Source organism: Luteimonas sp. AC640a (genome assembly GCF_979256585.1).
This window is the reverse complement of sequence record NZ_CEEDOV010000010.1, coordinates 93657-110542: the sequence shown is the minus strand read 5'-3', so window position 1 is coordinate 110542 and position 16886 is coordinate 93657. Positions and strand designations below refer to the sequence as shown.

Below are 16886 nucleotides of genomic sequence, written 5' to 3'. Positions count from 1 at the left end.
TGGCCGAATCTAGCACCGGGGCTTGTGCGCATTCCGTCATGACGCGCCGAAGTCTGAACACTAATGCGCCCCGGGGCGGGCGCGGGCGCGGGCCATCGTGAAGGCGCCTGTGCATCACTCACGCGTACGCTGCAGGCCCGTCAGACCGGCCGAGCGCATCCCATGGAGACAGAAGGCCGATATTCCCTCGCCGCTACGGTCACGCCGACGGCCGACAAGCCGGGTCGCTGGACCGGGGCGGGTGCGTTGTACGCCGCGGGCGCGGCGGCTCCGGTGGAGACGGTGCTGGCCGGTGACAACTTTGAGACACCGCAGGTGGCCGAAGTCGCGGCGATCGAGGCCGCGCGCCAAGTGGCCGCCACGCGCGACGCTGTACCCGTAGACGCGTCGCTGCCGGGCCCGACTGAAGACGCTCAGATGTCCAGCGGTCGTTCGATCTGATCCCAGAAGGCATCGGGCACGATGTCGAGCGCTTCCAGTCGCGGCCGGCCGAACAGATAACCCTGAAACAGCGGCACGCCGAGACCGCGCAGGCAGCGGTACTCGCCCTCGGTCTCCACGCCCTCCGCGAGCACGGCGCAGCCGATGGCTTCGGCGATCTGCACGATGCCGCGCACGATCGCCGTGCGCACCGGGTCGGTATCCACGTTGCGGATCAGCGCGATGTCGAGCTTGAGCAGATCGGGCTGGAAATCCGCGAGCAGCGTCAGTCCGGCATAGCCGGCGCCGAAATCGTCGATGGCGGTGAGGAATCCGCGGCTGCGGTAGTCACAGAAAATGCGCGTCAGGTGCGCGTGATCGCGAATTTGTTCCGATTCCGCGGTCTCGAAAATCAGCTTGTCGGTGGGAAAGCCGAACGTCTGCGCCGCGCTCAGCGTCAGGCGGATGCAGGTGGCCGGTTCGTACACCGCATTGGGAAAGAAGTTGATCGACAGCCGCTGCTGCAGACCGAGGCGCGCAGCCGTCTCGATGGCCTTGACACGGCAGGTCTGGTCGAACCGGTACAGCTGGGCGGGCGTGACGCGCGCGATGACCTCGGCCGCGCCACCGCCGTCCGCGGTGCGGACCAGCGCTTCATAGCCGAAGATCGAGCGGTCGCGCGCGTCCACGATCGGCTGGAAGGCCATGCGCACTTCAAAGTCGAGCGTATCGTCGCTACCGCAGCCCTTGCAGGGATGTGGCGAAGGCGCAGCGCCGAAGAATTTTTCCAGATACATGCGAGGTCCCAATGGGGAAGTTCCGCATGCCGGTGCACCGCGGGCCGCTGACATCCTACGGCCCGCCCGCGGGCGGGTGTGCGCGGTGGCGCACTTTACCCGCCAACGTCAGGAGACAGCCACTTCACCGATAGCGGATCTGCCGTTTGGCGGCCACGCAATGCGACTCGACACCATGGACGGCCGTGGCGTCCTTCGTTTCGAACGGTCCGTCCTTCCAATCCGCCCGCACCCGGCGCGGCGCGTGACCGATCAGCCCGGCTGGGGCAGCACGCATTCGTCCGGAACGCTGTGCTTGATCGCCAGCGCGTGGAGGGCCTGGTTGATCCAATCGCGCTCGTCCGGCGGCGCATTCTCACGCAGGCGTACCGCCATGTTGGCAAGCGCGGCGATCTTCTTCAGGCGGTCGCTCTCGGAGTCGCCGTAGGTGCACAGGCTGACATCGAGGTCGTGCAGCGCGGCAGTCGTGGCGTCGTTGATCGTCATGGGCTGGGCGTCGGTCGGGTTGCGCAACTGTAGAGCGGGCGCGTGCACGGTGCGTCATGGCGACAGCGCCGCCAGCGCATACAGCGGTGGCGGTCGCGATGCGCCAGACAGAGGCCAACAGCGCCAGCTGCCAGGCGCTGGCCTGAAGCGGCGTCGATTCGACCCGAGATCACACTCCGTAGTCGCATTGCGGCCGGTATCGACGATCCTGCTCTGAGACGGGAGGGCCTGACGCCGCTGCAGCATGCATCGCACCCGCGACCGGACTACCCTGCGCGCACATGTCCCGCAGGGAGCTCCGGATGAAGCCTGTCAACATTCTGTTGTGCTGTGTGCTTTCGGCGATGGCGGGCGCGCTGCTCTGTTACGCGGCACTTCGGGGCCCGTATGCAGACACCGGACGTGCTGACGCAACCGGCGCGGTGCCGTCTGCCGAGACCGCGTTCCAGAACACGGCTGCTGCGGAAAGCGCACGGCGTCCATCACCGTCCGTGGGCGGTACGACCGGTGCGGTGTCCGGACCGAGCGCCGTTGCCACGCCTGCTCACAGTGCTGGCACTTCGATGGCCGAGACACGCGGACGCGTCGCGCCGCCGTCTTCAGGCGCCGGTCCGCTGCCGATGTCGGAGGCCAACATGCGCCGCGCCGCTGACGCCATCACCGGCATGCGTCTGCGCGACAGCGATCTGGACGACCTCTACACGCTGCTGGAAAACGAAGGTCGCGATGCGGCGTGGTCCGATGCCGCCGAGGCACAACTGGTGGCGTTCCTGCGCACGCACGGCGGCGGCTATGACGGCCTCGAAGTGATGCCGCCACGCTGCAGTGCGAATGTCTGCGAACTCGCGGCCGTCGCGCAGCCCGGCCTGGGGACCGAGGCCGCGCATGCGAACTGGCAGCGCCTGCTCGGGGTGATGTACGGACAGGACTGGTTCCGCAGCGCCTTCGTCGATCAGCGCATGGGCATGACGGGCCAGGGCGGGTCGGCCATCTACGTGACCAACTTCATGCGCGCGGATCCAGCGCCATGACGCGCGGCCGCGCGGCCGCACTGCTGTGTGCAGTGTTGTCGTGCCCGGCGGCGGCGACGCAGCCGGCCGCATTCGCATGGCCCGATGGCCAGCGCGCCGCCGTGAGCCTGTCCTATGACGATGCACTCGACTCGCAGTTGGACACCGCGATTCCCGCGCTCGATCGTCATGGATTGAAAGGCAGCTTCTATCTCACGCTGTCGGCCGACACGGTGCGCACGCGCATGCAGGACTGGCGAGCGGTGGCGCGCAGCGGGCATGAACTGGGCAACCACAGCCTGTTCCACCAGTGCGCGGCGTCGAAGCCGGGGCGCACGTGGGTAATGCCGCAGGATGATCTCGATGCGATGACCGCCGTGCAGATGCAGGAACAGGTCCGGCTTGCGTCGACGATCCTGCAGGCGATCGACGGCGCCACCACGCGGACGTTCACCGTGCCCTGCGGCGACACGCAGGCGCGCGATGGCGACTACATCGCGGGACTTGCGACGGAGTTCGTGGGTATCAAGGTGATGGGCAGCGCCGTGGTGCCCGACATGCACACCCTCGACGCGCATGCGGTGCCGGTGGAGGCGCCGGTCGGTCTCGATGGCGACGCATTGATCGCACTGGTCGAAGACGCTGCGCGCCGCGGCACGATGGTGAACCTCACCTTCCATGGCATCGGCGCCGAGCATCTCGCCGTGTCGAGCGAAGCGCATGCGCAACTGCTCGATCATCTCGCCGTGCACCGCGACCGTTACTGGACCGCGACCTTCCGCGAGATCATGACGTGGGTGCGCGATCGGCAGACGCCGGCCAGCGCGCCCTCCCACCGCGTACTGGACACCCCTTGACCCGACACATCCTGTTCGTCTGCAGTCGCAACCGGCTGCGCAGCCCGACCGCCGAACAGGTGTTCGCGGATTGGCCCGGCGTCGAGACCGCATCGGCCGGCCTGAGCCCGGACGCCGAAGCGCCGGTGACGCCGGAACTGCTGGCATGGGCCGACACGATCTTCGTCATGGAACGCGTGCATCGCACGCGTCTGAGCGAGCGGTTCCGGCCGCATCTGCGGCATGCGCGGGTGATCTCTCTGGAGATTCCCGACGATTTCGATTTCATGGAGCCGGCGCTGGTGCGCCTGCTCGAAGCGAAGGTGCCGGCGCATCTGCCGCGCGGACGTCGTGCACCGAAGCACGAGGACTGACGCGTCCCGTCAGCGCACGATCTGCGCAGCAGGGATCCGGATGATGTAGTCGCTGCCGATGTCGAGCGCGGTTTCAACAAGGAGTTGATAGCCCAGCACGTCGCAGCTGCGCTTGGCGATGCTGGTGCCGAGCCCGAGCGAGCCGTTGGGATTGAGGCCAGCGAGATCCTCGGCAACGCCGCGCGCGTCGCGGTCGTTCATGCCGCTGCGATTGCCGCCGCCGCGCGCGCGCACCGACAACTGCAGGCCATCGGCATCGTGCGTGCACTGCACGCAGACGAGGGTCGCGTGTCGCTCCAGCGCCACGCGCACGAGGCTGCACAGGGCGCGTAGCAACAACGGCGCGTTGGTGCGCAGCACGACATCGGTCGCGTCGACTTCAAGCCGGGTGCCGTGTACGCGCATCGGCAGTGACATCGAATGCGCGAGATCGTTGAACACGCCCGACAGCGGCACCTGCGCGCTGGGTTGCAGGTCCTGGTCGGCTTCTTCCGCAGTGGCTTCGGCGACCTGGCGGAAATCAGTCTCCAGCGTACGCGCTGCATCGAGCGCCAGCGCAAGCAACTCTTTCTCTTCGTCGGAGTGCGTGAAGCTCGCCAGCTCGCCGAGCACGGTGGTGATCGTGGTCAGTGGCCCGCGGAAGCCGCGCGTGGCCAGCACGTTGAGGCGCGAGCGATAGCGGTTGGCGCGGCGCGCGCTTTCCAGTGCGCGACGCAGTTCGAGCTGGATGCTGGCCTGGCGCACGGCGCCATGCAGGAATGCGCGTTCGGTATCGGTAAGCACGCGGGGGCGGCTGTCGAGCACGCACAGCGCGCCGAGTGCGCGGCCGGAATCCGACAGCAGCGGCAGGCCGCTGTAGAAACGGTAACCGGCCTCACGCACGAACGGCTCTCTGGCGAAGACGGGGTGGGCTGCGAGATCCGCGACTTCGATCGCTGTGCTGTGTTCGATGACCTGGCGGCAGACCACGGTCAGATCAGGGCCGTCGTGGCGTTCGGGAATCGCCTCGGGCGCGCGCTCGAGCGCAAACCAGGCGGAGACCTGCGGATCGAAGGTGAGCTGTGCGTAGGCGACGCCGAGACTGCGCTTGAGTCCTGCGAGCAGATCGTCGAACGCGTGCAGCAGCGAGGTATCGGTCACCGAGGCGACCGCGAGGTCGGCGAGATTGCCCGATTGGCTGAAGAAACGATCGCCAGTGGCCACGACGCCCTCCTCGGGCGACTGCTGCTCTGGCGTGAATCCTATGTGAGGGTACATGCGCTTTGCCAGCCGTCGATCAATGGGCAGCGCGCATTTCGTCCAGGGTCGCGACCGGCAGATGGTGGCGATCGACAAGCATCTGCAGCGTGTCGAGGAACCATGGTCGGTCCACCGGCACCACCATGAACTGCAGGGCGTCGGCAACGTTTGCGAAGGCCGCCAGGCGCGAAAGTTGCGACGCCCCCGTGCCGGACATGCGGACCAGCTCGCCGTCCAGGTCTTCCAGCACCGCAGTCGCGGTGTCGCGAGTGGTCAAGATGTTCTCCCGGTCAATGGGGGAACCTAGCAGCAAGCCAGTGCAGGAGCCCTCACATCCGCGATGCAGGTGTCGATCACGGACGGCTGATTCCGCAGCCGCGTCACTTAGACGGCGGGTTGCAGGTCCAGCGCGCCGCCAGCCAGGGGCATCGGCGGTGTGACCGCCCGCTCCGCCAGCGAGAGAAAACTCGCGGCGAGCGCGTCGACGTTGGCGTGGAACGCGACGGCGGAGACGCGGTCGAGTAGGCGGTCGGCTTCCTGGCGGAGCGGTTGCGCGTACTCCTCGAAGGCTTCGAGTGCATCGCTGCGGGTGTCGGACGCCAGCAGGATCTCGTGGCTCATCAGGCGCAGCGACTCGAGCCTGCGGTCGAGGGCACGCTGCAGGCCGGCCATGGCGCCGTGCGGTTCGAACGATGCGGCGAATGCCCGGGTCAGGGTGACGATGTCGGGCGCGACCTCGACCACGTCGTAATCGAAATGGCAGACGGTGCCGAACACCGTATCGCCGGCCGACACCGGAAAGCCGACATAGGTCCGGACGTCCGGGCGCTTGGGATGCTCTTCCAGGCGCAGATCGCATGCGGCGTCGGTGACCAGGAAGGCTTCGCGCGACTGCTGCACGAACGCACAGTAGGTCTGGTCGATCGGCACCGGCTGCAGCGCCGGCGCGTAGGCATCCAGGCGGTCGATGAGCACGAGGTTGCGCAGGTCCGCGTCACTGAAGCGGAACAACGCAGTGAACCGGCAGTCGGAGAGCAGGTTGAGGGTCTCGAGCGCGTTGCGAAGACGACCCTCGGCGACCAGACCATCGAGTTGGGTGAGTGTGGTCTGCGTCATGTCCCTAGCGTAGGGCATCACGCGGCCCTGCGCGGGGCGCATACAGGCGGGGCAAGAAATGCCCGGCAGCGTCGGCTCGGATGTCGTGCAGTCGCAGCGGAACGCATTTGCGATGCCGAAATCCAGCCGAGAACGTCGCCACGGCCGGGTCCTGCCAATTGCCCGCGGCATCCAGTGGGTCACGCAGTCGCAGCCCTGGCTGCGGTGGGAGTAGACGTGACGTCCGTTACACGCGGAGGCTCTGGTCAGCCCGGGATCGGGCAGGCTGAGCTGGTCGGCCTCGAAACAGGCCCACACCACGCCACAGCAGCGGCACCGTGAGCAGTTGCATTCGGTGACCTCCGTGGGCGCGGCGTCGACGACGATCTCGATCGCGCCGCTTTGGTACGTGGCGAGAAGCGTGCCATCGGCGGGCCGCCCGTTTCGGCAACGCACGGCAGGTCTCGGAACGGGCGACAGGCATGCGGATTCCACGCGGAATGACTGAGCCGCGTCCTGCCGAAGAAAGCGGACTCCCATCGCGCGCGGCGACGTTGGGTGGCCGCGAAGGCATCGATACCACAGGCTCTTTCGCCGGACGTGGCAGAATCCGCAGCCCCCCTCGGAGTGCACCATGCATCAGGCCGCCGCGAAGTTGCCCGCCCACGCCGAGTCCCGGCGCCTGTCCGCGCTGCGCAGCTACGGCATGCTCGATACGCCCGCCGAGACGGTGTTCGACGACATCACCCGGATCGCTGCGGCCATCTGCGGCACGCCGATGTCGATCATCAGCCTTGTCGATGTCGACCGGCAGTGGTTCAAGTCGGAACTCGGCATGGGCGTGCGCGAGACGCCGATCGATGCATCGATCTGCGCCCACGCGATCCTCGAGCACGATTTCCTCGAAGTACCGAACACCACGACGGATGCGCGCTTTTCCAGCAATCCGCTGGTGACCGGCGATCCGAGCCTGCGCTTCTACGCCGGTGCGCTGCTGAAGACGCCGGACGGCCTGCCGCTCGGCACGGTGTGCGTGCTCGATACCGTGCCGCGCGAACTCACGCAGGTGCAGATCGACACGCTGCAGGCACTCGCGCGGCAGGTGATGGCGCAGATGGAGCTGCGACGCATGCTGGTGGAAGCGCAAGCGCTGAACCAGCACCGGGCGCGCGTGCTCGCGACGGCCGGCCACGATCTCAAGGGACCGCTGCGCGCAGCGCTGTACGCGTTGACGAAGGCGCGCGCCGCGGACGGCGCAGAACGCGACGCGCGACTGGAAAGCGCGGAGCAGGACCTCGCGTACATCAACCAGAAGTTCGGCGACATGATCGCGGGCGCCACCGGCAAGGGCGGTGCCGCCGCGCCGGAACTGCGCCCCACGGATCTGGCGCCGGTGCTGGGCGAAGTGGGCCGGGTGTGGACGCGTGCAGCGCGACGCAAGCACATCGAACTGGTGGTCGATCCGGCGCCGTGTCTCGCCAGCACCAACGCGGGTTTGCTCGAAACCCTGCTCGGCAACCTCGTCGCGAACGCGATCAAGTACACGCCCGAAGGCGGTCGCGTTGCCGTCGAGTGCAGTGACGGCGAAGACGCCATCGAAATCGTCGTCGCCGACACCGGCATCGGCATGGACGCCACCCGCGTCGAGGATTACTTCACCGCATTCCGCCAGGCCGACGCTGCATCCGAAGGTCTCGGCATCGGCCTGTGGATCGTCCGGCAGGCCGCAGATGTGCTGGGCGCGCGCATCGACGTGCAGTCCGCCCTGGGCGAAGGCACGCGTGTGTCGGTGTCGCTGCCGAAGGGCTGAGGCGTTCGCTGGTCATTCGTTAACAGCCTGATCGCCCTACGTCCGTGCGGCGTTCGAAGTGTGACGGCGCGGATGCTGCGCTGCGTCTGGGGCACACGCGGTTGCACCGGTAGAGTGGCGCGACTTCCGGAGGAGCCCGCGGATGAAATGTCTGCCGATCGCCCTGTGTCTGCTGGGTCTGCCCACCGCTGCATTCCCGGCCGATGAGGTGTTCGATGTGCATGTGCACATCTGGAACGGCGCGACGTCGGTCGCGGAATATCGCGCGCAGGTCGACGAAGCCGGTATCGCGCTCGCCGGATTCGGCGGCATCTTCATGGCCTACGCGGGTCAGATCGATCGTACGCGCGAGAAGAACGACGAGCTGCTTGCGCTGGCGAAGCGGCATGCCGATTTCGTGCCGATCGGTTCGGTGCATCCCTACGACGGTGAGGTGGCGATCGCCGAGCTCGAACGCATCGCGGGGCTGGGCATGCGTGCGATCAAGCTGCATTCGCACACGCAGAAGCTCGATGCCGCCGATCCGCGCGTGATCGCGGCCTGCCAGCGCGCCGGCGAACTGGGGCTGGTGGTGCTGTTCGACGATGCCAACGTGACGCCGGCCGAAAACCAGAAGCTGTTCGATCTGGCGATCCAGGCGCCGAACACGCGCTTCGTGTTCACCCACATGGGCGCGCTGGAATTCCGCTTCTGGAATCTGTTGCCGCTCGCGCGTACATCCGACGGTCTGCTCGCCGACAACATCTACTTCGATGTGTCGGCGATCGTCACGTTGATTCCGGGCTCGCCGCTTGAGGAGGAATTCGTGTGGACGATGCGCAATGTCGGCATCGACCGCCTGCTGCTCGGCTCCGATTTCCCCCAGTTCACACTGAAGCAGAACCTCGATGCGTTGGAACAGTTGCCGTTGACCGATGAAGAGAAGACGAAGGTCCGGGTCGGCAGTGCGCGCACGCTGTTCGGCCTTGCCGATTGACCCGACGCGACCCGTCCGCGCCCAGGAATCCATGATGAAACGAGCCGCATTTCCCCGCGCATGGCGCGCAATTACGCTGCTGGTGCTGTGCGTGAGCTGCCTGTCCGTGGCTGCTGCCGATGATGGACCTTCGGTCGTCCGCGTCGTCACGACGGCGGATGGCCATCAGCTGCAGGTCGACGGCACACCGTTCCGCATTCGCGGTGCCGGTCTGCAGGACGGCGACCAGGAAGCGCTGGCCGCGCGCGGCGCGAATTCGTTCCGGACCTGGCACACCGCAGACGACGCCGCGCAGGTGCGCACGATGCTCGATCGCGCGCAGCGCAACGGGCTGATGGTCGCGATGGGTCTGCATGTCGGCAAGGAACGGCACGGCTTCGACTTCGGCGACGTCGCCGCGATCGCGGCGCAACAGGCGCGCCTGCTCGAACAGGTTCGCGCCTACAAGGAGCACCCCGCGGTGCTGATGTGGGTGGTCGGCAACGAACTGAATCTCGAAGGTCGCGATCCGCGGGTCTGGGATGCGGTCGAATCGATCACGCGCGCGATCCACGCCGAAGATCCGAACCATCCGGTGATGACGCCACTGGCCGGATTCGACCCCGCGCTCGCCGATCTGCTGCGCACGCGCGCGCCGTCGCTGGATCTGATCGGTGTGCAGCTCTATGGCGACATCGTCGATCTGCCGCGCAAGCTCGAGGCTGCGCGCTGGGACGGGCCCTATGTCGTCACCGAGTGGGGCCCGACCGGTCACTGGGAAAGCCCGCTGACGTCCTGGGGTGCGCCGGTCGAAGACGACGCGTCGCGCAAGGCGGCGCTGCTGGTCGATCGCTACACGCGCATCATCGAGGCCGATGCCGCGCAGGGGCTCGGGTCCTATGTGTTCCTGTGGGGGCAAAAGCAGGAGCGCACGCCGACCTGGTACGGCCTGTTCCTGTCCGGCGGCGAATCCACGCCGGGTGTCGATGCGATGCAGCAGCTGTGGACCGGGCACTGGCCGGCGAATCGTGCGCCGGCTATTTCACCGTTGCGCATTGACGAGCGCGTCGCTACCGACAGCGTGGTGCTGGCGCCCGATGCCGGACATCGCGCGCAGGTGCTCGCGACCGATCCTGATGGCGATCCGCTCGTCTACCGCTGGATCGTGCGCGAAGAGAGCCGGGCAACGTCGATCGGTGGCGATCCGGAGACCTTGCCGCCGGAGGTGCCGTTGCGGTTGGCCGAAAGTGCGGCTGGTGACCTGCGGTTCTCTGCGCCGACGCAGCCAGGCGCGTATCGCCTGTTCGTCGAGGTCCGCGACGGCCAGGGCCATGCGGCCTACGCGAACGTTCCATTCCATGTCGGTCCGCCGCCCGCGTAGGAGTGAACGATCGAGGCCTGTAGGCGCGCGCCTGCGCGCGGTCGGAATTTCCCGGCAGCGCGCCATCGCGCGTCCAGGATGGGTCAGTCCGTAGGCACGATCCGCAACACACGTCCGCTCGCGCTGTCGGTCAGCAGATACAGCGCGCCGTCCGGCCCGCTGCGCACATCGCGGATGCGCTCGCCGAGTTCGGTGAACAGGATGTCCTGCGTGCCGGGTATGCCGCCGGCCATCGGCACGCGACGCACGCTGCGTTCGGCCAGCGCCGACACGAACAGGCTGCCGCGCCATGCGGGGAACAGGGCGCCGTCGTACCAAGCCATGCCCGAGGGCGCGATGGACGGCGTCCAGTGCGTCATCGGTGCGGTGATGCCGGGCCAGGTGCGATAGGGCGTGACCCGCGCGCCGGTGTAGTCGACGCCGTCGGTGGTGATCGGCCAGCCGTAGTTCGCGCCGGCCGTGATCGCGTTGAGTTCGTCGCCGCCCTTGGCGCCGTGCTCGTTCGAATACAGCACGTTGCCGACGCGCACCATCGCCTGCGGATTGCGATGGCCGATCGACCAGATTTCGGGCAGGGCGCCGTCACGGCCGACGAAGGGGTTGTCACGCGGCACGCGGCCGTCGGTGTGCACGCGGATCGACTTGCCCAGGTGCGTATGCAGACGCTGCGCGTCGGTGCGTTTGAGATTGCCGTCGCCCATCGCGGTGACCAGCGTGCCGTCGGCGAGCAGCGCCATGCGGCCGCCGAAGTGCTGGCCGGCGCGCTTGGCCGGTTGCGAGGTGAACACCGGCGTGACGTCGTGCAGACGCGTGCGGTCGAAGCGTGCGCGCACGATGCGTAGGTGGTTCGCATCCGCGGTGCCGTGTGCGAACGACAGATAGACGAGGCCGCTCTGCGCGAAACCGGGATCGACCATGACGTCGAACAGGCCGGCCTGTCCCATCGCCAGCACCGGCGGCACGCCGTCGACCGGTGCGCCGCGCAGCGCGAATGCGCCATCGCTGCCGCGTTCGATGATGCGCAGGCGGCCCGCGCGTTCGGTCACCAGCATGCGGCCGTCGGGCAGGAACGCGAGCGACCACGGATGGTCCAGTCCGCCGGCGACGGTCTCCACGCGGTAGTCGCGCGTGTCGGCCATCGCGGCGCCGGCCAGCAACATCGACACGACTGCGATGCGTGCGATGCCGATGCGCGCGAACGGCCTGCGTGTGACACGCGGCAACGGCAGGCGGGGGGACGCGATCGACATGCACACTCCACATTCGGCGCCGCGACTGCGGCATCATCGCGTCAATGATGCTGCATGACACCTGCCGATGACGATGTCCCGCACGCCCCGCACCATCGGATGGGGCCGGCGCATCGCCGCGTTTCTCGCTGCGCTGCTGCTCGCCACCGCGTGGGGCAGCGTGGTGCAGACGCAGTTCAATCTGCAGGCACTGGCGGCGCTGGAGGTCGACATTCCGCTGCAGGTACGTGGGCTGACGACGCTGCAGGATCTCGTGGGCTTCGGCCCGGCTTATGCCGGCATCGTGCTGGCGGCGTGGCTGCCTGCATTTCTCGTCGCCGCCCTGCTGGTGCGCGTCTGGCCGCAGGCGCGCGTGCCCGTCTACGCGCTCGCCGCCGGTGTCGGCTTGATTGCAGCGGTGCGCGTCGTCGATGCGGTCGCGCCGATGCCGGTGCTGATCGACGCGACGCGCGGCATCAGCGGATTGCTGGCGATGGCGGTTGGCAGCCTGTTTGCCGGCGCCGCGTTCGCCTGGTGGACGCGGGCGCGGCGCAGCCGCTACTGATCACGACGCGGGCGTGCCGATCAGACCGCTTCGATCAACGCGAGGATGTTGCCCTCGCTGTCCTTGAACCACGCGGCCTTCGCGCCGCCGCCGGTGAACACGCCGTCGTCCCAGGCGCCGGCGTCATCGTCGATGTCGTAGCGCTCGAAGACCACGCCGCGCGCTTCGAGTGCGCGTTTCACCGCGTGGACGTCGTGCACCCGCCAGAACGCCTGGCTGGCCTTCGAGGTGCCGGCGTTCGGCGTCGGATACAGAAAGCACGCGGTGCCGCCCGCGAAGCGATAGGTCGCGCCGCCCGCGGTCTCTTCGCTGGCGTGCATCCCCAGCGTGTCTTCGTAGAATCGGCGCGCACGCGCAACGTCGCGTGCGGGCAGATAACTGTAGATCGGGAAGTCCTGCAGCATGGCGATGTCTCCGATGGCTCACCGGTATCAAGCGCCTGCAGTCGTGAAGTTGAAGTGGCAATCCGAAGCAACGCGCAGACAGCTGCCTGTATCGATGGCAACAGACGGGGCCGCGTGCGTACTGAATGCCCGTTCGTCTCGAACGACTCACGAGCACCGGCGGAGGGTGCGCGTACGGCGATTCCCGCCGTTGGAGCCTCCCATGAGCAATCAGCACCAGAAGCCGCAGCAGCAGGCGCAGTCCCAGAACAATCCGGGTCAGCAGGGCGGCCAGTCGCCCGGCCAGCAGGGCAATGATCGTCAGGACGATGCGACGCGTCAGGCGCCGCAGCGTCAGACGCCCGGCGGCAGCGAAGAAGAGGAATAAGCGGCGTCTCGTACGCCGACGTATGACACAGCGTGACGCTCCGGTTGCGGAGCGTCACGCGAACCGGATCAGGCGACGGCCTTGTCCAGGTCAGCGACGCGATAGCCCGCGCCGGTGATGGTGTGCAGCAACTGCACATCCTGGTCGCGATCGACCGCCTTGCGCAGGTTGTAGAGATGGCTGCGCAGGGTGTCGGAATCGGGCAGCGTCAGGCCCCAGATTTCCTGCTCGATCTCGCGACGGCTGACCACGCGCGGTGCTTCGCGCATCAGAATGGTCAGAATCTTCAGCGCGATCGGGGCGAGGTTGAGCTCGCGTCCGCCGCGCTGCACGCGCAGCGAGGACGGGTCCAGCACGAGATCTGCGATCTGCAGCACGCTCGCGCCGATTTCGCGACGGTCGCGACGGATCAACGCACGCACACGCGCTTCGAGTTCCTTGATGTCGAACGGCTTGGTCAGATAATCGTCGGCGCCGGCTTCGAGGCCTTCGATCTTCTCCTCCAGCGAATCGCGCGCGGTCAGCATCAGAATCGGGGTGGTGCTGCGATGCTCGGTGCGCAGGCGGCGACAGACTTCCAGTCCGCCCAGGCGCGGCAGCATCAGGTCGAGCACGATGACGTCGAATGCGATCTCGGTAGCGAGATTCACCGCATCCAGTCCGTCGGCTGCATAGTCGACTTCGAAACCACGGCTTTCGAGAAACTCGCCCACCGGTTCGGAGATATTGCGGTTGTCCTCGACGAGCAGGATCAGACCGCCGGGGCTGTGGTGCGCCATGGAACGACTCCGGACTACAGAATTAAGGTTCGCGAAGCTCGCATCAACGCGGTGGAAATCCGGTGAAAACCCATGTGCGTTTCCGCACATAGCCGGACCGGTCGATGGCGTCGGGTTGGAGCTGGGTCCTGCGCGCCGAACATACGACGGATACGGCGTCTTCTTTGCACCTAGCCAGGGGTTCCCAGATGCGGCGGCGCCCGATCTTGCGCCGCGCTCGGCGGTTGTGCGCCGCAGGCGAAGAACGCAGCGCGGCGCCGGTCAGTCGACCAGTGCCGGATGCGGATCTTCGAGTTCGGTCCGGTCGCGCCCGGCATGCTTGGCCGCGTACATCGCGGTGTCGGCGCGCTGCAGCAGCGCATCGCCCCCGGCATCGTCTGTGCGCAGCGCGCTGATGCCGGCGCTCAGCGTGACCTGCAGGCCGGGCTTGTCGAGCACGACGCCGGTGCTGGCGAGCATCGCGCGCAGCGTGTCGACCCGCATGCGCGCGTGATCGGGATCGGCGCCCGGCAGGATCACCAGAAACTCCTCCCCGCCCATGCGCGCGACGTGATCCGCGCTGCGGAATGCGCTGCGCAGCGCGTGCGCGACATGGCGCAATACCCGGTCGCCGCACTCGTGGCCGTAACGGTCGTTGATGCGCTTGAAGTGGTCCAGATCGAGGAAGGCCACCGTCAACGGCGCACCACTCGCGCGGGCGACGGTGATACTGCGTTCGAGTTCTTCCAGCGCCGCGCGTCGATTGGGCAGACCGGTCAGCGAATCGGTCTGCGCCAGGCGCGTCATCTCGTCGCGCTGCTGGCGGAGCATCCCCAGGCGCAGGGTCAGCACCATGCTGCACGTCAGCGCGAGCCAGCCGCCCGACAGCATGTAGGCCTCGACCTTCCACAGCGCCAGCGTCATCGGCGCGAAGGCTTCCAGCGCGGCGACGGCCAGGAATGGCAGCACGCCGGCCAGCAGCGACGCACCGCCCTCGCGACGCCGCACGAGAGCCACGATCGCGACTCCGGCGAACACCAGCGCCAGCAGATAGAAACCGACTTCCGTCGCGACCGACATCGCGGCCAGCGCGACGGGCGGCAGCAGCGGCGCGCACAGGCCGGCGATGACGAGCGCACGCGCGCCCCAGCGTACGCTGCGCTCGACCTGCGGCAGCCGCCGGCGCAGCCAGGATTGGCGCACCAGCGCCAGCGTGGTCACACCGACCAGCGCGACCGCCAGACCGACCATCGCTTCGACCGCAAAGCCCGCGATCGGCAGCCACGGCCGCGGCCACGCCCACATGCCGGACAGCAGTGCGAGCCAGGTCGCGAACACGCTCACCGTGGTGGCGTAGGTGAGGAACGCGCGCTCGCGCGTGGCGACGAAACTCAGCAGCGCCGACATCACCAGCGTCAGCACGACGGCCAGCGAGGCGACGCGGATCGCGAAGCGGCCGATGTCTCCGCGCTGCACCGGCGCCGGTTCGCCCAACTGCACGATCGGCCGCCACAGCGGCAGGGGGTTGGCGTCGTATTCGATCTCGATCGGCGCGGTGTCGCCGGCATCGGGCACCAGCACCGTGCCGACGCCGGCGCGGAAGCGCGAATCGAGCGTGCGCGCATCGGCCAGCGTGCCGCAGCGGTCGCGTTGGCCGTGCCGGATGTCGACTTCGCCGGCCAAGGCGTTGAGCACCACGACCGCCTGTGGATGGCCGGGCCAGCCGCCTTCGGGCGCCGGCAACTGCAGCACCTGCCGGCCCGGGCGATGCACATGCACGCATTCGTGTTGCGCATCGGAGACGAGCGCCGGTGCTCCGGTGAGCACAGGCGCAGCCGTGCCGAGCTGCCCGCAGGCCGCCAGCATGCACACCAGTGTTCCCACCGCGATGGACCTGGCCATCGACCGCCAATCCCGCCGTCGCCTCATGGTTGTTTGCGCCGAAGACACCCTGTCTCCCGGAATGGGAGCTTCGGAAAGTGTAACGGCCGCGGTCGGTATTTCTTGAGCCGCACGCCCACGCGTCCGCGATGACCGTCATTGCGCGCGGGTCTAAGCTGTCCGGCTTCCGTCAAACCGATCGCCGCCCATGGGTGTCCGCGCCATCCTCCATCTGCTGCTGCATGCCGCCGTGCCGGCGCTGCTGGCCTGGCTGTTCTGGCGCGAGCGTTTCGGCCGGGCTTGGGCACTGCTGATGCTCGGGTGGATCATCGACATCGATCATCTGCTGGCCGATCCGATCTACGCGCCGGGGCGTTGCAGCATCGGCTTCCATCCGCTGCACACCGCGCCGGCGATCGCGGTCTACGCCGGCCTGACGGTGCCCAAGCGCACGCGGCTGTTCGGCATCGGCCTGCTGGTGCACATCGCGCTCGATGCGATCGACTGCGTATGGATGCGTCATGTCGGCTGACGGTGCGCGCGTGTTGCTGGTCGGTGCCACGGGTCTCGTCGGCGGGCATGTACTGGACAGGCTGCTGGCGGACCCGCGCGTCGCGCGCGTGATCGCGCCAGTGCGGCGCCCGCTGCCGCGTCGCGATGGACGCCTGCTAACACCGGTCGTAGATTTCGATGCCTTGCCCGACGACGCAGCGCTGTGGTCGGTCGACGCGGTGATCTGCACGCTCGGCACGACGATGCGCGTGGCCGGCTCGCGCGAGGCGTTCCGCCGTGTCGACCTCGACTATCCGCTGGCCACGGCGGCGTTCGCGCGCCGACATGGCGCCAGCGCGTTCGCACTGACTTCGGCGATGGGCGCCAATGCGCAGTCGCGGTTCTTCTACAACCGGGTCAAGGGTGAACTGGAAATCGCGCTGCAGGCGCAGGGCTGGCCGTCGCTGACGCTCGTGCGTCCGGGTCTGATCGGCGGCGATCGCAACGAGGCGCGGCCTGCCGAACGCGCTGCTGCGGGGGTGCTCGGCGCGCTCGCGCCGGTGTTGCCGAAGCGCTGGCGCATCAGTCCAGCGTCGCGCATTGCCGACGCACTCGCTGACCACGTTCTGGCCGCTGCGCCCGGGTGCCGCATCATCGATGCCGCCGCATTGGCCTGAACACAGCCAGCACTGATTCAAGCGCGTGGTGTTAGCGTCGAACTCCGGGCCGACGCTGCCCGCCCTCGAAACCGGACCAGGCCTCGCCATGCGGATCAGCTCAGTGTTGT

The 16886-nt window shown here is 67.8% G+C and carries 20 protein-coding genes; 11 read left to right on the top strand and 9 right to left on the bottom strand.

Annotated elements, in window-relative coordinates; translation table 11 throughout:
• The first annotated feature begins 162 nt into the window (after window positions 1-162).
• Window positions 163-441 carry a hypothetical protein gene (locus tag ACZ9YD_RS09590; RefSeq protein WP_465074944.1) on the top strand — a complete coding sequence of 93 codons (279 nt, stop codon included), beginning with the start codon at window positions 163-165 and terminating at the stop codon, window positions 439-441.
• On the opposite strand, the gene ACZ9YD_RS09585 is transcribed toward ACZ9YD_RS09590, so the two are convergent.
• Together ACZ9YD_RS09585 and ACZ9YD_RS09580 are read right to left on the bottom strand one after the other, a co-directional pair.
• Window positions 414-1217, bottom strand: coding sequence for an EAL domain-containing protein (locus ACZ9YD_RS09585; protein ID WP_465074942.1), 804 nt, complete (start codon window positions 1215-1217; stop codon window positions 414-416). The genes ACZ9YD_RS09590 and ACZ9YD_RS09585 overlap by 28 nt on opposite strands.
• Before the next feature lie 252 nt (window positions 1218-1469).
• The gene (locus tag ACZ9YD_RS09580; RefSeq protein WP_465074941.1) at window positions 1470-1703 is read right to left on the bottom strand and encodes a hypothetical protein; all 234 of its coding nucleotides are present in this window, start codon (window positions 1701-1703) and stop codon (window positions 1470-1472) included.
• 563 nt (window positions 1704-2266) lie between these two features.
• Between ACZ9YD_RS09580 and ACZ9YD_RS09575 the strand changes: the two genes are divergently transcribed.
• The 3 genes from ACZ9YD_RS09575 to ACZ9YD_RS09565 are packed head-to-tail and all read left to right on the top strand — an operon-like array spanning window position 2267 to window position 3923.
• Window positions 2267-2734 carry a hypothetical protein gene (locus tag ACZ9YD_RS09575; RefSeq protein WP_465074940.1) on the top strand — a complete coding sequence of 156 codons (468 nt, stop codon included), beginning with the start codon at window positions 2267-2269 and terminating at the stop codon, window positions 2732-2734.
• On the top strand, window positions 2731-3570 hold the full coding sequence (locus ACZ9YD_RS09570; protein WP_465074939.1) for a polysaccharide deacetylase family protein: 840 nt from the start codon (window positions 2731-2733) through the stop codon (window positions 3568-3570). The genes ACZ9YD_RS09575 and ACZ9YD_RS09570 overlap by 4 nt, the downstream gene beginning before the upstream one ends.
• A complete protein-coding gene (locus ACZ9YD_RS09565; RefSeq protein ID WP_465074938.1) occupies window positions 3567-3923 on the top strand; it encodes a low molecular weight protein tyrosine phosphatase family protein in 357 nt (118 codons plus the stop codon). Before ACZ9YD_RS09570 ends, ACZ9YD_RS09565 begins: the two co-directional genes overlap by 4 nt.
• A gap of 9 nt (window positions 3924-3932) precedes the next feature.
• Here the strand turns inward: ACZ9YD_RS09565 and ACZ9YD_RS09560 are convergent, their stop codons facing one another.
• The 3 genes from ACZ9YD_RS09560 to ACZ9YD_RS09550 form a co-directional block, all read right to left on the bottom strand.
• Window positions 3933-5126: a GAF domain-containing protein gene (locus ACZ9YD_RS09560; RefSeq protein WP_465074937.1), complete on the bottom strand. Its 1194-nt coding sequence runs from the start codon at window positions 5124-5126 to the stop codon at window positions 3933-3935.
• 73 nt (window positions 5127-5199) lie between these two features.
• Complete coding sequence (locus ACZ9YD_RS09555) at window positions 5200-5439, bottom strand: hypothetical protein (protein WP_465074936.1); 240 nt, start codon at window positions 5437-5439, stop codon at window positions 5200-5202.
• A 107-nt stretch (window positions 5440-5546) separates the two neighbouring features.
• On the bottom strand, window positions 5547-6893 hold the full coding sequence (locus ACZ9YD_RS09550) for a GAF domain-containing protein (protein WP_465074935.1): 1347 nt from the start codon (window positions 6891-6893) through the stop codon (window positions 5547-5549).
• Between ACZ9YD_RS09550 and ACZ9YD_RS09545 the strand changes: the two genes are divergently transcribed.
• The 3 genes from ACZ9YD_RS09545 (at window position 6892) to ACZ9YD_RS09535 (ending at window position 10403) form a co-directional block, all read left to right on the top strand.
• On the top strand, window positions 6892-8067 hold the full coding sequence (locus ACZ9YD_RS09545; RefSeq protein WP_465074934.1) for a GAF domain-containing sensor histidine kinase: 1176 nt from the start codon (window positions 6892-6894) through the stop codon (window positions 8065-8067). The genes ACZ9YD_RS09550 and ACZ9YD_RS09545 overlap by 2 nt on opposite strands.
• A 142-nt stretch (window positions 8068-8209) precedes the next feature.
• Window positions 8210-9043 carry an amidohydrolase family protein gene (locus tag ACZ9YD_RS09540; RefSeq protein ID WP_465074933.1) on the top strand — a complete coding sequence of 278 codons (834 nt, stop codon included), beginning with the start codon at window positions 8210-8212 and terminating at the stop codon, window positions 9041-9043.
• Between the two features lie 34 nt (window positions 9044-9077).
• A complete protein-coding gene (locus tag ACZ9YD_RS09535) occupies window positions 9078-10403 on the top strand; it encodes a glycoside hydrolase family 2 TIM barrel-domain containing protein (RefSeq protein WP_465074932.1) in 1326 nt (441 codons plus the stop codon).
• A gap of 83 nt (window positions 10404-10486) precedes the next feature.
• Here the strand turns inward: ACZ9YD_RS09535 and ACZ9YD_RS09530 are convergent, their stop codons facing one another.
• The gene (locus ACZ9YD_RS09530; RefSeq protein WP_465074931.1) at window positions 10487-11653 is read right to left on the bottom strand and encodes a PQQ-dependent sugar dehydrogenase; all 1167 of its coding nucleotides are present in this window, start codon (window positions 11651-11653) and stop codon (window positions 10487-10489) included.
• 67 nt (window positions 11654-11720) lie between these two features.
• Here ACZ9YD_RS09530 and ACZ9YD_RS09525 point away from each other — a divergent pair, with 67 nt between their 5' ends.
• The gene (locus tag ACZ9YD_RS09525; RefSeq protein WP_465074930.1) at window positions 11721-12197 is read left to right on the top strand and encodes a hypothetical protein; all 477 of its coding nucleotides are present in this window, start codon (window positions 11721-11723) and stop codon (window positions 12195-12197) included.
• A gap of 20 nt (window positions 12198-12217) precedes the next feature.
• Here ACZ9YD_RS09525 and ACZ9YD_RS09520 read toward each other — a convergent pair whose 3' ends face one another.
• Window positions 12218-12601 carry a VOC family protein gene (locus ACZ9YD_RS09520; RefSeq protein ID WP_465074929.1) on the bottom strand — a complete coding sequence of 128 codons (384 nt, stop codon included), beginning with the start codon at window positions 12599-12601 and terminating at the stop codon, window positions 12218-12220.
• Window positions 12602-12803: 202 nt separating this feature from the next.
• Here ACZ9YD_RS09520 and ACZ9YD_RS09515 point away from each other — a divergent pair, with 202 nt between their 5' ends.
• Entirely contained in the window at window positions 12804-12968 is a 165-nt protein-coding gene (locus tag ACZ9YD_RS09515) for a hypothetical protein (protein WP_465074928.1), read from the top strand.
• A gap of 68 nt (window positions 12969-13036) precedes the next feature.
• Here ACZ9YD_RS09515 and ACZ9YD_RS09510 read toward each other — a convergent pair whose 3' ends face one another.
• Both ACZ9YD_RS09510 and ACZ9YD_RS09505 read right to left on the bottom strand, forming a co-directional pair.
• The gene (locus tag ACZ9YD_RS09510; protein WP_465074927.1) at window positions 13037-13747 is read right to left on the bottom strand and encodes a response regulator transcription factor; all 711 of its coding nucleotides are present in this window, start codon (window positions 13745-13747) and stop codon (window positions 13037-13039) included.
• 261 nt (window positions 13748-14008) lie between these two features.
• Entirely contained in the window at window positions 14009-15628 is a 1620-nt protein-coding gene (locus ACZ9YD_RS09505; RefSeq protein ID WP_465074926.1) for a sensor domain-containing diguanylate cyclase, read from the bottom strand.
• A 187-nt stretch (window positions 15629-15815) separates the two neighbouring features.
• Between ACZ9YD_RS09505 and ACZ9YD_RS09500 the strand changes: the two genes are divergently transcribed.
• Together ACZ9YD_RS09500 and ACZ9YD_RS09495 are read left to right on the top strand one after the other, a co-directional pair.
• A complete protein-coding gene (locus ACZ9YD_RS09500; protein ID WP_232147848.1) occupies window positions 15816-16139 on the top strand; it encodes a DUF6122 family protein in 324 nt (107 codons plus the stop codon).
• Complete coding sequence (locus ACZ9YD_RS09495; RefSeq protein WP_465074925.1) at window positions 16129-16776, top strand: NAD(P)H-binding protein; 648 nt, start codon at window positions 16129-16131, stop codon at window positions 16774-16776. The genes ACZ9YD_RS09500 and ACZ9YD_RS09495 overlap by 11 nt, the downstream gene beginning before the upstream one ends.
• The last annotated feature ends 110 nt before the right edge of the window (window positions 16777-16886 follow it).

Bases quoted from the DNA above. Each gene is read 5' to 3' on its own strand.
- ACZ9YD_RS09515 (WP_465074928.1), top strand. From the start codon at position 12,804: ATGAGCAATCAGCACCAGAAGCCGCAGCAGCAGGCGCAGTCCCAGAAC.
- ACZ9YD_RS09520 (WP_465074929.1), bottom strand. From the start codon at position 12,601: ATGCTGCAGGACTTCCCGATCTACAGTTATCTGCCCGCACGCGACGTT.
- ACZ9YD_RS09585 (WP_465074942.1), bottom strand. From the start codon at position 1,217: ATGTATCTGGAAAAATTCTTCGGCGCTGCGCCTTCGCCACATCCCTGC.
- ACZ9YD_RS09580 (WP_465074941.1), bottom strand. From the start codon at position 1,703: ATGACGATCAACGACGCCACGACTGCCGCGCTGCACGACCTCGATGTC.
- ACZ9YD_RS09495 (WP_465074925.1), top strand. From the start codon at position 16,129: ATGTCGGCTGACGGTGCGCGCGTGTTGCTGGTCGGTGCCACGGGTCTC.
- ACZ9YD_RS09500 (WP_232147848.1), top strand. From the start codon at position 15,816: ATGGGTGTCCGCGCCATCCTCCATCTGCTGCTGCATGCCGCCGTGCCG.
- ACZ9YD_RS09530 (WP_465074931.1), bottom strand. From the start codon at position 11,653: ATGTCGATCGCGTCCCCCCGCCTGCCGTTGCCGCGTGTCACACGCAGG.
- ACZ9YD_RS09590 (WP_465074944.1), top strand. From the start codon at position 163: ATGGAGACAGAAGGCCGATATTCCCTCGCCGCTACGGTCACGCCGACG.
- ACZ9YD_RS09540 (WP_465074933.1), top strand. From the start codon at position 8,210: ATGAAATGTCTGCCGATCGCCCTGTGTCTGCTGGGTCTGCCCACCGCT.
- ACZ9YD_RS09525 (WP_465074930.1), top strand. From the start codon at position 11,721: ATGACGATGTCCCGCACGCCCCGCACCATCGGATGGGGCCGGCGCATC.
- ACZ9YD_RS09510 (WP_465074927.1), bottom strand. From the start codon at position 13,747: ATGGCGCACCACAGCCCCGGCGGTCTGATCCTGCTCGTCGAGGACAAC.
- ACZ9YD_RS09570 (WP_465074939.1), top strand. From the start codon at position 2,731: ATGACGCGCGGCCGCGCGGCCGCACTGCTGTGTGCAGTGTTGTCGTGC.
- ACZ9YD_RS09505 (WP_465074926.1), bottom strand. From the start codon at position 15,628: ATGGCCAGGTCCATCGCGGTGGGAACACTGGTGTGCATGCTGGCGGCC.
- ACZ9YD_RS09545 (WP_465074934.1), top strand. From the start codon at position 6,892: ATGCATCAGGCCGCCGCGAAGTTGCCCGCCCACGCCGAGTCCCGGCGC.
- ACZ9YD_RS09575 (WP_465074940.1), top strand. From the start codon at position 2,267: ATGGCCGAGACACGCGGACGCGTCGCGCCGCCGTCTTCAGGCGCCGGT.
- ACZ9YD_RS09535 (WP_465074932.1), top strand. From the start codon at position 9,078: ATGAAACGAGCCGCATTTCCCCGCGCATGGCGCGCAATTACGCTGCTG.
- ACZ9YD_RS09550 (WP_465074935.1), bottom strand. From the start codon at position 6,893: ATGGTGCACTCCGAGGGGGGCTGCGGATTCTGCCACGTCCGGCGAAAG.